Below are 13,944 nucleotides of genomic sequence, written 5' to 3'. Positions count from 1 at the left end.
AGTCGCTTGGATGGGAAGGCCGTTCAGGCGCGTGCGGCGCTTGCCGCCGAGATGATCTGCAGGAAGTCGGCGGACTTCAGCGAGGCGCCGCCGATGAGACCGCCGTCGATGTCCGGCTGGGCCAGCAGGCTGGCCGCGTTGGCCGCGTTCATGCTGCCGCCGTAGAGGATGTGCACGCGCTCGCTGTGCGGCGTGGCGGCATGCAGCTGGGCACGCAGGACCGCATGCACCTGCTGCGCCTGCTCGGGCGTGGCGGTGCGGCCGGTGCCGATGGCCCAGACCGGTTCGTAGGCCACCACGATCTCGCTGATGCAGTGCCCGTTGAGGTGGATCACGGCGGCCAGCTGGCGCTTGACCACTTCTTCCGTGCGGCCGGCCTCGCGCTCCTGCAGCGTCTCGCCCAGGCACACGATGGGCGTGATGCCGTGCGCGAGCGCCGCGCGGGCCTTCTCGGCCACCAGGGTGTCGGACTCGCCGTGGTACTGGCGCCGCTCGGAGTGGCCCACGATGGCATAGCGCACGCCGAATTCCTTGAGCATGAGCGCGGACACTTCGCCCGTGAAGGCGCCCTGCTCGTGCGCCGACACGTCCTGCGCGCCCAGCTCCAGGGCGCTGTGGTGGCGCAGCATCTGCACCTGCGCCAGGTACGGCGCCGGCACGCAGACCGCCACCTGGCAGCCGCCCTCGGGCAGGCCGCCCACGACATCGCGCACGAGGCGGTCGTTGGCCTCGATGCTGCCGTTCATCTTCCAGTTGCCGGCGATGAGTTTCTTCTTCATGGGTCCTCGGGTCTCGTTCACCAGGTCAGCACGATCTTTCCGATGTGCTGGTTCGACTCCATCAGGGCATGCGCCTGGGGCGCGTCCTCGGCCGCGAAGGTGCTGTGGATCACAGGCCGGATGGCGCCTGATTCCAGCAACGGCCACACGCGTTCCTTCAGCGACGCGGCGATGGCCGCCTTGAAGGCCACCGGACGCGGACGCAGGGTCGAGCCGGTGATCTGCAGGCGCCGGCGCAGCACCAGGCCGGCGTTGAAGCCGGCCTGCACGCCGCCCTGCACCGCGATGATGACCAGCCGGCCGTCCTCGGCCAGGCACTCGACCTCGCGGGCCACATAGTCGCCCGCCACCATGTCCAGGATGACGTTCACGCCCGCGCCGCCGGTGAGGCGCTTGGCCTCGGCGACGAAGTCCTGCGTGCGGTAGTTGATGGCGTGGTCCGCGCCCAGCTGCAGGCAGGCGGCGCACTTGTCGTCGCTGCCGGCCGTGACGATCACGGTGGCACCCAGCGCCTTGGCCATCTGGATGGCCGTGACGCCGATGCCGCTGGAGCCGCCCTGCACCAGCAGCGTCTCGCCGGGGGCGAGGCGCGCGCGGTCGAAGACATTGCTCCAGACGGTGAAGAAGGTCTCGGGCAGCGAGGCGGCCTCCACGTCCGACAGGCCGGCCGGCACGGGCAGGCACTGGCCCACGGGCGCCACGCACAGCTGCGCGTAGCCGCCACCGGCCACCAGCGCACAGACACGCTCGCCGGCCGAGAGGCCGGCCGCGGCCATGGCATCGGCATCACCATCGACGATGACGCCGGCGACCTCCAGGCCCGGCAGGTCCGAGGCGCCGGGGGGCACCGGGTAGTGGCCCTTGCGCTGCAGGACGTCGGGCCGGTTCACGCCGCTCGCGGCGACGCGGATCAGGACCTCGCCGGGCCCGGGCACGGGATCGGGACGCTCGACGGCCCGCAGGACCTGCGGGTCGCCGTACTGGCTGATTTCAACGGCTTTCATGGCGGTCGCGACGGGTAGCAGCCGGACGGGGAAGGGCAGGCCCGCGCACGGGCCTGCCGCGAAGCAGGATCAGAGATCCTGCGGCTCGGACAGCGCCGGCTGCGCATCGCGCGCCGGACGCTCGATGAGCGCCTTCATGGACAGCTTGACACGGCCCTTCTCGTCGGTCTCCAGCACCTTCACGCGCACCACCTGGCCTTCGCTCAGGTAGTCGGAGACCTTCTCCACGCGCTCGTGCGCGATCTGGCTGATGTGCAGCAGGCCGTCCTTGCCGGGCAGCAGGTTCACCAGGGCGCCGAAGTCCAGCAGCTTGGTGATGGGGCCTTCGTAGATCTTGCCGATCTCGACGACCGCCGTGAGCTGCTCGATGCGGCGCTTGGCCTCGTCGGCCTTCTCGCTGTCGGTGGAAGCGATGGTGATGGTGCCGTCTTCGGCGATGTCGATCTGCGTGCCGGTCTCCTCGGTCAGCGCGCGGATGACGGCGCCGCCCTTGCCGATCACGTCGCGGATCTTCTCCGGATTGATCTTCATGGTGTACAGGCGCGGCGCGAAGTTGCTCACCTCGGCCTTGGCCTCGCCCATGGCTTCCTGCATCTTGCCCAGGATGTGCATGCGCGCTTCCTTGGCCTGCGCCAGGGCGACCTGCATGATCTCCTTGGTGATGCCCTGGATCTTGATGTCCATCTGCAGGGCGGTGATGCCGTTGGTGGTGCCGGCCACCTTGAAGTCCATGTCGCCCAGGTGGTCCTCGTCACCCAGGATGTCGGTCAGCACCGCGAAGCGGTTGCCTTCCTTGATCAGGCCCATGGCGATGCCCGCCACGTGCGCCTTCATGGGCACGCCCGCGTCCATCATGGATAGGCAGCCGCCGCAGACCGACGCCATGGACGAGGAGCCGTTGGACTCCGTGATCTCCGACACCACGCGGATGGTGTAGGGGAACTCCTCCTTGGTCGGCAGGCAGGCGATGAGGGCGCGCTTGGCCAGGCGGCCGTGGCCGACCTCGCGGCGCTTGGTGGAGCCCATGCGGCCCACTTCGCCGGTGGCGAAGGGAGGCATGTTGTAGTGGAACAGGAAGCGGTCCTCGAACTCGCCGGCCAGCGCGTCGATGCGCTGCGCGTCGCGCTCGGTGCCCAGGGTGGTGACCACCAGCGCCTGCGTCTCGCCGCGCGTGAACAGCGCCGAGCCGTGGGTGCGCGGCAGCACGCCGTTGCGGATCTCGATGGGGCGCACGGTGCGCGTGTCACGGCCGTCGATGCGCGGCTCGCCGGCCAGGATCTGGCTGCGCACGATGCCGGCTTCCACGTTGAACAGCAGCTCGTCCACCTTGACGCCGTCGAACTCGGTGCCCTGGGCCTTGAGCGCCTCGTGCACGGAGGCCGTGGCCTCGCGCAGGGCCTGCGTGCGGGCCTGCTTGCTGCGGATCTGGTAGGCCGCGCGCAGCTTGTCCTCGGCCAGCTGGGTGACGGTGGCGATGAAGCCCTCGTCGCGCGCGGGCGGCTGCCAGTCCCAGGCGGGCTTGCCCGCTTCACGCACGAGTTCGTGGATGGCGTCGATGGCGACCTTCCCCTGCTCGTGGCCGAAGACCACGGCGCCGAGCATGACTTCCTCGGGCAGCTGCTGCGCCTCGGACTCGACCATCAGCACGGCGGCCTCGGTGCCCGCGACGACCAGGTCCATCAGCGATTCCTTGCGCTGGGTCTGGCCGGGGTTGAGCACGTACTCGCCGTTGATGTAGCCCACGCGCGCCGCGCCGATGGGGCCGGCAAAGGGGATGCCCGAGATCGCCAGCGCAGCGCTGGTCGCGATCATGGCGGCGATGTCGGCGTCCACCTCGGGGTTCAGCGAGAGCGTGTGGATGACGACATGGACTTCGTTGAAGAAGCCTTCGGGGAAGAGCGGGCGGATCGGGCGATCGATCAGGCGCGAGGTCAGCGTCTCCAGCTCGCTGGGCTTGGCTTCACGCTTGAAGAAGCTGCCGGGGATCTTGCCGGCCGCGTAGGTCTTCTCGATGTAGTCGACGGTCAGCGGAAAGAAGTCCTGGCCCGGCTTGGCGGACTTGGACGCGACCACGGTGGCAAGCACCACGGTGTCGTCGATATCGACCAGCACGGCACCGGAAGCCTGGCGGGCGATCTCGCCGGTCTCCAGCTTGACCTGATGCTGGCCCCACTGGAAGGTCTTGGTGGATTTCTTGAAGATGCTCATGTGCGTTCTCTCTCTCTGGTGGAGGAGAGGCATCGGGCGAATACGATGCCATTCCCTAGGAGCTCGGGAAGCCCCAACCCCTAAGGAATGACACAGCGCGTATCCGTCTTCCGTCTCTCCGAAGTAAAACGCGCCTGAGTCAGCGGTCAGACCAACTCAGGCGCGTCTCGCGGGTTCCGGCCTTACTTGCGCAGACCCAGCTTGCCGATCAGCGCGGTGTAGCGCTCGGCGTCCTTGTTCTTCAGGTAGGCCAGCAGGCTCTTGCGGCGGTTGACCATGCGCAGCAGGCCGCGGCGGCCGTGGTGGTCCTTGGCATGCGTCTTGAAGTGGGGGGTCAGCTCGTTGATGCGTGCGGTCAGCAGCGCAACCTGGACTTCGGGGCTGCCAGTGTCGTTGGCACCGCGCGCGTGCGCCTGGACGACTTCGGCCTTGTTGAGGGCGGTCATGGGGATTCCTGGATAGGTATGAACTTGCGTTGGATGCTGGAATGCGGCTCCAACGTGCGGGTGTCCTGCGCAGAACGGGCCGCGCAGAACCGCCGGATTATAGCGGGCCGGGGATTTCCGCCCAGCGCGCGTGTCACCCCTGCCGAGCCAGCCACCCTGCCAGGCGCTCCACGCCCTCTTCCAGCCGCGACAGCTCCCGCGTGGCGAAGCACCAGCGCAGCCAACCTTCGGCCTCGGGGGCGAAGGCGCTGCCCGGGGCCAGCCCCAGGCCGGCCTCGCGCACCAGGCGCTTGGCCACACCGAGCGAATCGCCCTGCCCCGCCAGCTGGAAAAAGGCATACATGCCGCCGCGGGCCGGCGAGACGCTCACCTGTGGCAAGGCCTGCAGCCGGGGCACCAGCGCGTCGCGGCAGCGGCGCAGGTGCGCCACCACGCGCGGCGTGACCTCGTCGGCCCGCGCCAGCGCAGCCAGCGCCGCACGCTGCGTGAACACGCTGGCGCAGGAGGTGTTGAATTCGATGAGCTTGCCGATGGACTCGACCAGGGCCGGCGGCAGCACCAGCCAGCCGAGCCGCCAGCCGGTCATGAGGAAGCTCTTGGAAAAGCTGTGCGCCACGACCAGCCGGTCCTCGGGCGCGGCGATGTCCAGGAAGCTGGGGGCGCAGCCCTTTGCGCTGTCTTCAAAGTAGAGCCGCTCGTACACCTCGTCCGCCAGGATCCAGGTGCCGGTACGGCGGCAGTGCGCCAGGATGGCGAGCTGCTCCTGGCGCGTGAGCGTCCAGCCGGTGGGGTTGTTGGGTGCGTTCAGCACCAGCAGGCGCGTGGCGGGCGTCACGGCGTCCAGCAGGGCCTGCAGGTCCAGCGTCCACGCGCCCTCGACCGGCCGAAGCGGCACGGTGCAGACCTTCGCGCCCATGATCAGCGGCTGCGCCACCAGGTTGGGCCACACCGGCGTGACCGCCACCACCTCGTCGCCCGCGTCCACCAGCGCCTGCACCGCCAGCATCAGGGCATTGACGCCGCCGGAGGTGACGGCAATGCGGCCGGCCTCCATGGGCCCGTGCAGCGTGCTGGCGTAGCCGGCCAGCGCCTCGCGCAGCTCGGGCAGGCCGAGGTTGTGCGCGTAGAAGGTCTCGCCCCGGCGCAGCGACTCGATGGCTGCCTCGCGGATGAACTCCGGCGTGACCTCGTCGCTCTCGCCGAACCAGAAGGCCAGCACGTCGCTGCGGCCGATGCCGGCGTTGGCCACCTCGCGGATGCGGGAGGCTTCGAGGTCGAGGATGGCGGTGCGCACGGTACTGCTCCGGGGCTCAGAAGCTGTGAATGGATTCGGCGCGCCCGAAGCGGTCGCCAGAAGGTGGCCGATCAAGGCGCAAAGCGCAGGCATAGCTTGAGCTATGGCGAGCATTTGCAACGCGGAGGGGCCGCGTTCTGGCGGCCGAGGCGGGTGTGCTGAATTCGTTCACAGCTTCTTTAATCAGGCCGGATCATGCGGCAGCTGCTCGCCATTTCCGCCTGGGAGGCCTCGATGCGGCGGATGACGCGAAAGCCGTAGCCCGAACCTTCCACGTCGAACTTGACGCCCGGCGCACCCTGGCGGTCCATCACGCCCACCACCAGCGGCTGCTGGAACTGGTGGTCGGCCGCGCGCATGCGGCCTTCCTGGCCGTGGAAGGCCACGCGCACGTTCTCGAGCTGCCGCGCCACCGCCACGGCCTCCGTGGTTCCGGCCTTGTCCAGCGCCTGGGCGAGTGCCTCCACCAGCAGCTGCATGCGCATGTGCACGTAGTCGTCCTGCGGGCGGGGAAAGCGCTGGCGGAAGGACTGGTAGAAGGCCTCGCTCTCGGCGGTCGGCACGTTGGGCAGCCAGTCCGCGACGGCGACCACACGGCCGATGCCGGCGTCCCCGATAGCCGCCGGCGCACCCAGGGCATTGCCGTAGAAGGTGTAGAACTTGCCTTCGTAGCCGGCGTCGCGCGCGGCCTTCACCAGCAGCGTGAGGTCGTTGCCCCAGTTGCCCGTGATCACGGCCTGCGCACCGCTCGCCCTGATCTTGGCGGCGTAGGGCGCGAAGTCCTTGACACGCCCCAGGGGGTGCAGCTCGTCGCCCACGATGCGAACGTCCGGACGCTGCGCGCCCAGCTGCCGGCGGGCCTCGCGCAGCACGGCCTGGCCGAAGCTGTAGTCCTGCCCGAACAGATACACGCTCTCCAGCGCCTGGTCGGCCTTGATCACCTGCATGAGCGCCGCCATGCGCATGTCGGCATGAGCGTCGAAGCGGAAGTGCCAGAAGCTGCACTTCTCGTTGGTGAGGATGGGATCGACCGCCGAGTAGTTGAGGAAGATGACGCGGCGCTGCGGCTCGCGCTCGTTGTGCTTGTCGATGGCCTCGATCAAGGCCGCGGCCACGGCGGACGAATTGCCCTGCACCACGATGCGCGCGCCGTCGTCGATGGCCGCGCGCAGCGCGGACAGCGCCTCCTCGGTCTGGCCCTTGCTGTCATGGCGCACCAGCACGAGCGGCCGGGCACCGCCGGCCAGGCGCACGCCGCCGCGCTGGTTCACGCGCTCGACGGCCCAGGCCAGGTTGCGGAAGACGGATTCGCCCGTGTTGGCGAAGGCGCCCGAAAGCGCCTCGATCATCGCGATCTTCACGGGAGCGGCAGGGGCCTGCGCGTGGGCCAGGACGGGCAGAGATAAGGCTGCCGCCAGCGATTTCAATACGTGGCGACGATGGTGTCGGACGGACATGGTTCCCCCTTGAAAAGAACGCCCGGGCTCGCAGATCGGATGTCATGCGGCCAGGCTGTTTTGAACGAGTCGAAGCCGCGGGATTTTAAGTGAATCGTTCAACCCGTCCTCTCATCCAGGAGCCCACCATGTTCTTCGCCCCCGTCGTCCGCACCCGCGCCGTGATGCCCTCTCGTTCCTTCGACCGCAGCTTCGAGCGCTTCGTGAGCGATGCCTTCTTCACCAAGCCCACGCAGGGCCCGAGCCTGCAGGAAGACGAGAAGGCCTGGACGGTCACCCTGGACGTGCCCGGCGTCGCCCGCGACGACCTGTCCATCAACGTCGAAGGCCCGGTCGTGCGCATCGAAACGCGCAAGGAAGCCGCCCGCCAGTACAAGGCCGCCTACGAGCTGCCGCAGGACATCGACGTCGATGCCACCGAAGCCAAGCTGGAAAACGGCGTGCTGACGCTGAAGCTGGCCAAGCAGCAGCCGGTGAGCCGGGCGCGGCAGATTCCGCTGGGCTGAAGCGAAAGCACCCCAGACAACACGGAGCCGGCGCCTGCCGGCTCTTTTTTTTGCCGAACGGCTGAGCGAGACGCTCAAGCGAACCGTTTTGAACTACAAATCGGATGCCGGCTTACTGTAGAGCTCGGCGCTCCAGGAGCGCGTCTTGACCTTCCTGACCGCACGACTCAGCCCGTCCTCCGCCTCGACTCGGCCCGGTCCTTCGGGAACCGGTCCCGAGCGGGCTGGCGAAGGCCGTTGGGGCGCGCGCCGCGTGGCCGTGACCGAAGCGCCCCCCGAACTGCTGCAGGCGCAGGCGCGGGCGCGCGCCTCGAAGGCCGAGAACTCCAATGTGGATGCGGGAAGTTGTCCGGCGGACCGCAAGGCGGCAGCGGTGAAGGCGGGGCCCGGCACCCCCAGCTTTCACGCCAGCCGAGGGCGTACCGGCGTCCCACCCTACCAGCCGCGCGAGCGGCCCCTCACGGACGGCAAGCACTTCCTCGCCACGCTGCGCATGGAGCCCAAGGCGGACGTGGTGCTTGCCGGCCTCACCATGCACAAGCGCTCGACCGGTCTGAGGAACGTGGTGGGCAAACTGGACGCCTACCACGGCAACCTCACACTCGTGAACGGCCGTCGCAATCCTGCGCCGCATGCCGAGTCGCTGCGTAGGGCCGTGATCGAGCTCGAAGCAGCGCTGGAGGATTACGGCCGCAAACACGCCCATCGGCACAAGGAGCCCATGAAAGAGCTGCTGGCCCAGGTGCACAAGGAGAGGCGCGCGGTGGAGTCCTTGTGCGGGATGCTCGACACCCTACCGCGCGACGGGACGTTTCCGGCACAGCACATGCTCGAATTGCTGCGCGACGGCGTGGCGCCCGAACACATCATCCATGGCATCGCCGCCAGCCGCTCGGCCACGCAGATCTTCGTGGCCAGCGCCTGCGAGCGCGCCAGGGTCTGCGTCGGCGTCCTGACCGAGAACACGCCCTTTACCGAGGCCGCCCATGTGCCGGACCGCCGCGCCGAGCTGGGCTCGGGAGCGGTGAACACCGTCTGGCGCGCGGACTTTCGCATCGGCGGCAAGACCGTGCCCATGGTGTTCAAGCCGGAAAATCCGGGGGGCGACATCGGCATCGCGGCCAAGGCGGCGGGCATCGAGGCGCAGTCCCCGAACTTCGCCGGCCGGGCACGCGCGACCTACCTGTGCAGCCAAGCCCTGGGCCTGTCGCTGGTGCCACCCACCGACGTGACGATTCTGCATGGGCAGGTGGGCAGCGTGATGGGGCTCGTCAACGGCTGCCAGCCGATCTCCATCGGGTCCGTGCGCATCGAGTTGCCGCCGAAACTGGCCGAGGGCTTGCGAACGCGCCCGGACGCTCTGACGGCGTATGCGCTCCAGTGCGGCTGTACTGCGGCGTCGATCGCAGGCAACGTGCTCCAGCTCGAACGGCGTGTGCAGGTGCCGGTGTTCCACGAGGAAGGACTTCCACGGACCGGCCCTGCAGGGCATCCATTGACGCAGCCGCGGGATCTTCCGATCCGCATCGCACTGCCGGTGGACAGCGGCACCTTCCGCAGGGACATGGTGAGCGCGCAGTGGTTGGACTGCTTCACGCGCCAGGTGGATCGCACCTCCATGAATTTCATGCTCGTGCCACGCCAGGACGGTGGTTTCGACCTGCGGCTCATCGACAACGACGCGAGCTTCGGTACCAACATACGGGCCACCGACAAGATCGAACCCAAGACCACCAAGGCGACGCATCGCACGAACCTGCCCTTGCGGATCGACCGCAGCCAGTTCGACGCCTTCATGAGCCTGGACGTCGTCGACGCCCTGGCACGAGCGCTGCACGGCCCGCTGGACGACGCTTCCGTGGAAATCACGCGCAAGGACGCGCTCGCCTTCAAGGAGATCCTCAAGGAGTACGAAGGCCGTGGCTGGGTGCTGGAGACTGACGCGCAGTGGGCCTCGCCGGAGGTGGCAGCGGCACTCGGCATCGACCATGACGGCTCGCGGCTGAGAGATGCCTTGAAGGCCACGCCTTCCGAGCGTTGGCGGCAGCGCAACGCAGCGGCGAAACTGCAGCAGCGCGCCGATGTCACCAGCTACGTCGCGCGCGAGGCCATGGAACAGGGCATCCTGCAGTGGGAGCGGGGCGTGCTGAAGACCGCCCCGCAGGAGCTTCTCGGCTTGCCGGCGCTGTTCGACCTGGCCGAACTGCAGACGCTTGCGCGGGGGGACACGGGCGCCGTGGAAACCAAGGCCCGCCGCGGTCCGGATGGGGCTCAGCGCATGGAGGGATGACGCCTGGCGTGTGAGAGAACAGGATGGGCGCTGCGGCGCCCTTTGTCATTTCTGGCAGGGGCGCGGCGCAGAAAAGGGGACGACCACGTCGGGCTGAGCTAGGCTCGGCTCGACTGAATCCAAATTCATTACTCCAATGGACGCACTCAGCCGCCTCGCGCGCCGCCCTTCCGAGAGCTCGGGCTCCTCCCCGGCCTCACCAACTACATCGCGTGGGAAGGACGACAAGGCCACGCCGCCGAAGCGCCTGTCCCTCTTCGGGCTTCGTCCCACGGCACTCGGTCCGCGGCCAGATCCGACCAGCCCCTCGGCGCTCGCCAGCCCGAAGTCACCACCCGAAGCCGGTTCTCCGAGTCCGCGCCGGGTCACCGACCGCGCCGCCGTCACGCTCGCTGCGAGCGATGTGCGCGTGGGCGACCCGTTTCCGGACCGCGCGTGGCTGGACCGGCAGGCGCAGGCGCAAGGCATCAAGCCCACGAAGGACGTCGTCATCGGAGGCAAGCTGGTGTGGCGGCACGGGCAGACCTACAAGCACGTCTGCTCCGCCCTGCAGACCTACCACGACTGCCCGATCGACGAGCTGGTGGCTCGCCAGAGCGCCCTGCTCGGCCTGCGTCAGGCCGTCGATACCTACCTCGGGAAAAAGCCCGCCGGCAAGTACGAAGGCATCGTCCGCACGCTCGGCACGCACCTGGTCGCCGAAGAACAAAGACTCGCGAAGAGGATCGAGGACGCCCGGGCGCGCGGACAGCAGTCCCCCTCGATCGCGGACGTGCTCCAGCCCGCACCGGGCCTGGTCGATGCCGCCGACCCGGGCGACGATGCGGCGGCCACCCCGCCGTCGGACGCCAAGTCGGCCCTTGCCACCCGCTCGGCCAGCATGAGCGTTTCGCGCTCCGACATCAGCACCAGTCCGCTCTCGGAGGCGCTCGGCCTACCGGAAACCAACTTGTACGCCGCGACGGCTTCGGCCACCAAGCTGTTGCACACGCTTCCCACCAGCGGCTTGCTGCACGCTTCGCTGCTGACCACCGGAGCGACCAACGGTGACATCCTCAAGCCCGATGTGGTCGTCGGCGGCCTGGTGATCAAGCAGAACTCGAAGACGATGGCTCGGCTGCTCGGCTCACTGGACCGCTACCACGCGCTGCCCTCCCATCAGCTCCGGGCGCGCATGCTTGCCCTGCAGGAGGTGGAGCGGAACGTCGAGGCGTACATGAACAAGCGGACAGCCCGCTACCGGGACGCTCCCGCCTTCATGGACTTCCGCACGAGATTGGCTGAGGAACTGCGCATTCTCACGGCAGTGATGGCCATCACCGTGGAGGCCGAATGGCAGCGTGACACCGGGCAAGTTCCCTCGCCCCTTGACCCGGTCCCACAGCTCAACGCCCAGGACGCCGCCGAGCTGTTCCGAGCCGGCCTGCCCAAGGAAGCCATCGCCCGCGGACTTGCGATGCACCTGTCGCGCGAGCAGATCATGGTGCAGCTCGCGCCCTGCGCAAGGGCGCGGGTGCCCTACACGGCGGTGAAACTGAGTGCGGCTGCGAGCCGCTCGACCGTCGTGCCGGACTCTCTGCGCAAACTGGGCAGCGGCGCGGTCGCCACGGTCTGGCGCATGGACCTGCAAAGCGGCGACGAGACGCTCGCCATGGTCTTCAAGCCCGAGCCTTCGCCAAAGACCGACATCGGCGAGATGGCCCGTGCTTCCGGCATTCCTGCAGACAAGCCCAATCTCAGCGGCCGGTCGGCCGCCGCTTATCTGTGCAGCAAGCATCTGGGCCTGGACCTGGTTCCTCCCACCGTGGTCGCCATTGCCGACATCGACGGCAGCCTCGAAGCCGGGAGCCTCATGGAATTCGTGGACGGCTTCCAGCTCGTCTCCGAAGGAGCCGCCAACCGCCGCCTCACCGCCGATCAGGCGCGCCTGATCGGCGGCCATCCGCAGGTGCTGCAGGACTATGCCCACGAATGCGGCTGCACCTCCGCCCGGCTGGACGGGGCGGTGCTGCGCCTGGAGCGGCGCGTCCAGGTGAGGCACGACCGCGAAGGAAATCCACTTCCGGAGGGCGAGATCCGCTACGTCCCGGCTCTCATCCGCATGGCGCTACCTCACGCGGACGGGCGCCTGCGCCGCTTGCTCGCGGACGCGCAGCTGTTCAGCCGCTTCATCCGCGACGGCGACCGCAGCCCCATGAACTTCATGTTCACGGTGGACGAAGACGGTCGCCTCTCACCGCGCTTCATCAACAACGACGTGAGCTTCGGCCCCGGCTGGACCGTGCGCTGCGAACCCGGCACGTCCATCGCGGAGCGGCGCGTCGAACTGCCGCGTGTGGTCAGTCGCTCACTGAAGGACGCGTTCGACGGATCGTCGGAAGAACTGGGCATGGGGCTGGAAGCCGTGCTGGGCAGCACCCACCTGGCGCAATCCGTGATAGAGGACATCTCCAAGGTGAGGGCCCTGCTCGCGACCCACGATGCGGACGGCCGCATCCTCGACTCGGACGCGGACTGGGAGTCACCCTCCGTCACCCAGGCCTTGGGCCTGAACCTGGCCGGCGCCGAATACCTCGCGGCCCTGGCGTTGCGAGACGACAAGGGCCAGCCTTCCCGCACGCGGGCAGAGGCCCGGATCAAGACCTTGACGTCGCTCGCCAGGACGCGCGGCTACCAGGCCCGCGAAGCCATGGAGGAACGGGCGCTGGAGCTGGACTGGACCGCCATCCGACTGAATGCCCAGGGCAAGCAGGAGCCGCCCGAAAAGTATTTCGGCCTGACCGCCCTGTTCGACTTCGACGAACTGATGCAACGCATCCGCGCTGCCAGCACGGACACGAAAGCCGGACCCGCCGCGTCGGCCGCTGCGGCGAAGCCAGCCACAGAAGGCAGTCCAGCGAGCTAAGCCGCCAGCACCGCCCCCAGCTCCCACCGCGGCCGCACGTCGAAGGCATAGGACCCGCTGGCCGCCTCCACGCCCGACTGCAGCCGCATCGCCGCCGCCATGGCGATCATGGCGCCGTTGTCGGTGCACAGGGACAGCTCCGGGTAGTGCACCCGCACCCCGCGCCGGGCGCAAGCGGCATCGAGCTGTTCGCGCAGCAGCCGGTTGGCCCCCACCCCGCCGGCGACCACGATGCGCTTGAGCCCCGTGGCCTTCAGCGCCGCCAGGGACTTCTTCACCAGCACCTCCACGATGGCGGCCTGGGTGGACGCCGCCAGGTCGGCCTTGCGCGCGGGCAGCTCCGGCCCGAGCTTCTTCGCCTGCGTGAGCACGGCGGTCTTCAGGCCGGCGAAGGAAAAATCCAGGTCGCCGCTATGCAGCAGGGGGCGCGGCAGCTTGAAAGCCTCCGGGTCGCCCTCCTGCGCCAGCCGGGACAGGGCCGGCCCGCCCGGGTAGCCCAGGCCCATCAGCTTGGCCGACTTGTCGAAGGCCTCGCCGGCGGCGTCGTCGATGGTCTCGCCCAGAAGCGCGTAGCGGCCCACCCCGTCCACGCGCATCAGCTGCGTGTGGCCACCGGAGACCAGCAGCGCCACGAAGGGAAACTCCGGCGGATCGGCGCTGAGGAAGGGCGAGAGCAGGTGCCCCTCCAGGTGATGCACCCCCAGCACCGGCACGTCCAGCGCCGCGCCCAGGGCGCAGGCCACGCCCGCCCCCACCAGCAGCGCGCCGGCCAGGCCCGGGCCCCGGGTGTAGGCCACCACGTCCACGTCGGCCAGCGGCAGGCCCGTTCGCGCCAGCACCTCGCCGGCCAGCGGCAGCACGCGGCGGATGTGGTCGCGGCTGGCGAGCTCGGGCACCACGCCGCCGTAGGCCTGGTGCATCTCCACCTGGCTGTGCAGGGCGTGCGCCAGCAGGCGCGGCACGCCCTCGCCTTCCGACTCGACCAGGGCCACGCCGGTCTCGTCGCACGAGGATTCGATTCCCAGGACAAGCATCGCGGCAGTGTAGCGGGCGGC

At 68.9% G+C, this 13,944-nt stretch carries 10 protein-coding genes; 3 read left to right on the top strand and 7 right to left on the bottom strand.

Features of this window, described 5'->3' with window-relative positions; all coding sequences use genetic code 11:
* Positions 1 to 23: 23 nt before the first annotated feature.
* From tpiA to EZ242_RS02395, 6 genes are all read right to left on the bottom strand, one after another.
* The gene (gene tpiA / locus EZ242_RS02420; protein WP_135283506.1) at positions 24 to 779 is read right to left on the bottom strand and encodes a triose-phosphate isomerase; all 756 of its coding nucleotides are present in this window, start codon (positions 777 to 779) and stop codon (positions 24 to 26) included.
* A 17-nt stretch (positions 780 to 796) separates the two neighbouring features.
* Positions 797 to 1,783, bottom strand: a complete 987-nt coding sequence (locus tag EZ242_RS02415) for an NAD(P)H-quinone oxidoreductase (protein ID WP_135283505.1) — start codon at positions 1,781 to 1,783, stop codon at positions 797 to 799.
* Positions 1,784 to 1,852: 69 nt separating this feature from the next.
* Positions 1,853 to 3,991, bottom strand: a complete 2,139-nt coding sequence (pnp, locus tag EZ242_RS02410; protein WP_135283504.1) for a polyribonucleotide nucleotidyltransferase — start codon at positions 3,989 to 3,991, stop codon at positions 1,853 to 1,855.
* 182 nt (positions 3,992 to 4,173) lie between these two features.
* Positions 4,174 to 4,437, bottom strand: a complete 264-nt coding sequence (gene rpsO, locus EZ242_RS02405) for a 30S ribosomal protein S15 (RefSeq protein ID WP_135283503.1) — start codon at positions 4,435 to 4,437, stop codon at positions 4,174 to 4,176.
* Positions 4,438 to 4,570: 133 nt separating this feature from the next.
* Positions 4,571 to 5,791 carry a pyridoxal phosphate-dependent aminotransferase gene (locus tag EZ242_RS02400; protein ID WP_420821228.1) on the bottom strand — a complete coding sequence of 407 codons (1,221 nt, stop codon included), beginning with the start codon at positions 5,789 to 5,791 and terminating at the stop codon, positions 4,571 to 4,573.
* Positions 5,792 to 5,910: 119 nt separating this feature from the next.
* Positions 5,911 to 7,188 (bottom strand): branched-chain amino acid ABC transporter substrate-binding protein, encoded by a 1,278-nt coding sequence (locus tag EZ242_RS02395; protein WP_135283501.1) that lies wholly within the window; start codon positions 7,186 to 7,188, stop codon positions 5,911 to 5,913.
* 128 nt (positions 7,189 to 7,316) lie between these two features.
* On the opposite strand from EZ242_RS02395, the gene EZ242_RS02390 reads away from it, so the two are divergent.
* The 3 genes from EZ242_RS02390 to EZ242_RS02380 all read left to right on the top strand — a co-directional run bounded on the left by EZ242_RS02390 (position 7,317) and on the right by EZ242_RS02380 (position 12,889).
* On the top strand, positions 7,317 to 7,694 hold the full coding sequence (locus EZ242_RS02390; protein WP_135283500.1) for an Hsp20/alpha crystallin family protein: 378 nt from the start codon (positions 7,317 to 7,319) through the stop codon (positions 7,692 to 7,694).
* Positions 7,695 to 7,839: 145 nt separating this feature from the next.
* The gene (locus tag EZ242_RS02385) at positions 7,840 to 9,984 is read left to right on the top strand and encodes a hypothetical protein (RefSeq protein WP_135283499.1); all 2,145 of its coding nucleotides are present in this window, start codon (positions 7,840 to 7,842) and stop codon (positions 9,982 to 9,984) included.
* Between the two features lie 136 nt (positions 9,985 to 10,120).
* A complete protein-coding gene (locus EZ242_RS02380) occupies positions 10,121 to 12,889 on the top strand; it encodes a hypothetical protein (RefSeq protein WP_135283498.1) in 2,769 nt (922 codons plus the stop codon).
* Here EZ242_RS02380 and tsaD read toward each other — a convergent pair.
* Entirely contained in the window at positions 12,886 to 13,923 is a 1,038-nt protein-coding gene (gene tsaD / locus EZ242_RS02375) for a tRNA (adenosine(37)-N6)-threonylcarbamoyltransferase complex transferase subunit TsaD (protein ID WP_135283497.1), read from the bottom strand. The two genes, EZ242_RS02380 and tsaD, sit on opposite strands and share 4 nt — an antisense overlap.
* Positions 13,924 to 13,944 lie beyond the last annotated feature (21 nt).

The sequence above is a fragment of the Ramlibacter rhizophilus genome (assembly GCF_004681965.1).
In the GTDB taxonomy this organism is placed as follows: domain Bacteria; phylum Pseudomonadota; class Gammaproteobacteria; order Burkholderiales; family Burkholderiaceae_C; genus Ramlibacter; species Ramlibacter rhizophilus.
The sequence above is the reverse complement of the archived record's forward strand: the minus strand, read 5'-3'. Positions and strand labels throughout refer to the sequence as shown.

Excerpts from the sequence above, each read along its gene's own strand:
- tpiA (WP_135283506.1), bottom strand. The coding sequence starts at position 779 with ATGAAGAAGAAACTCATCGCCGGCAACTGGAAGATGAACGGCAGCATC.
- EZ242_RS02415 (WP_135283505.1), bottom strand. The coding sequence starts at position 1,783 with ATGAAAGCCGTTGAAATCAGCCAGTACGGCGACCCGCAGGTCCTGCGG.
- pnp (WP_135283504.1), bottom strand. The coding sequence starts at position 3,991 with ATGAGCATCTTCAAGAAATCCACCAAGACCTTCCAGTGGGGCCAGCAT.
- rpsO (WP_135283503.1), bottom strand. The coding sequence starts at position 4,437 with ATGACCGCCCTCAACAAGGCCGAAGTCGTCCAGGCGCACGCGCGCGGT.
- EZ242_RS02395 (WP_135283501.1), bottom strand. The coding sequence starts at position 7,188 with ATGTCCGTCCGACACCATCGTCGCCACGTATTGAAATCGCTGGCGGCA.
- EZ242_RS02390 (WP_135283500.1), top strand. The coding sequence starts at position 7,317 with ATGTTCTTCGCCCCCGTCGTCCGCACCCGCGCCGTGATGCCCTCTCGT.
- EZ242_RS02380 (WP_135283498.1), top strand. The coding sequence starts at position 10,121 with ATGGACGCACTCAGCCGCCTCGCGCGCCGCCCTTCCGAGAGCTCGGGC.
- tsaD (WP_135283497.1), bottom strand. The coding sequence starts at position 13,923 with ATGCTTGTCCTGGGAATCGAATCCTCGTGCGACGAGACCGGCGTGGCC.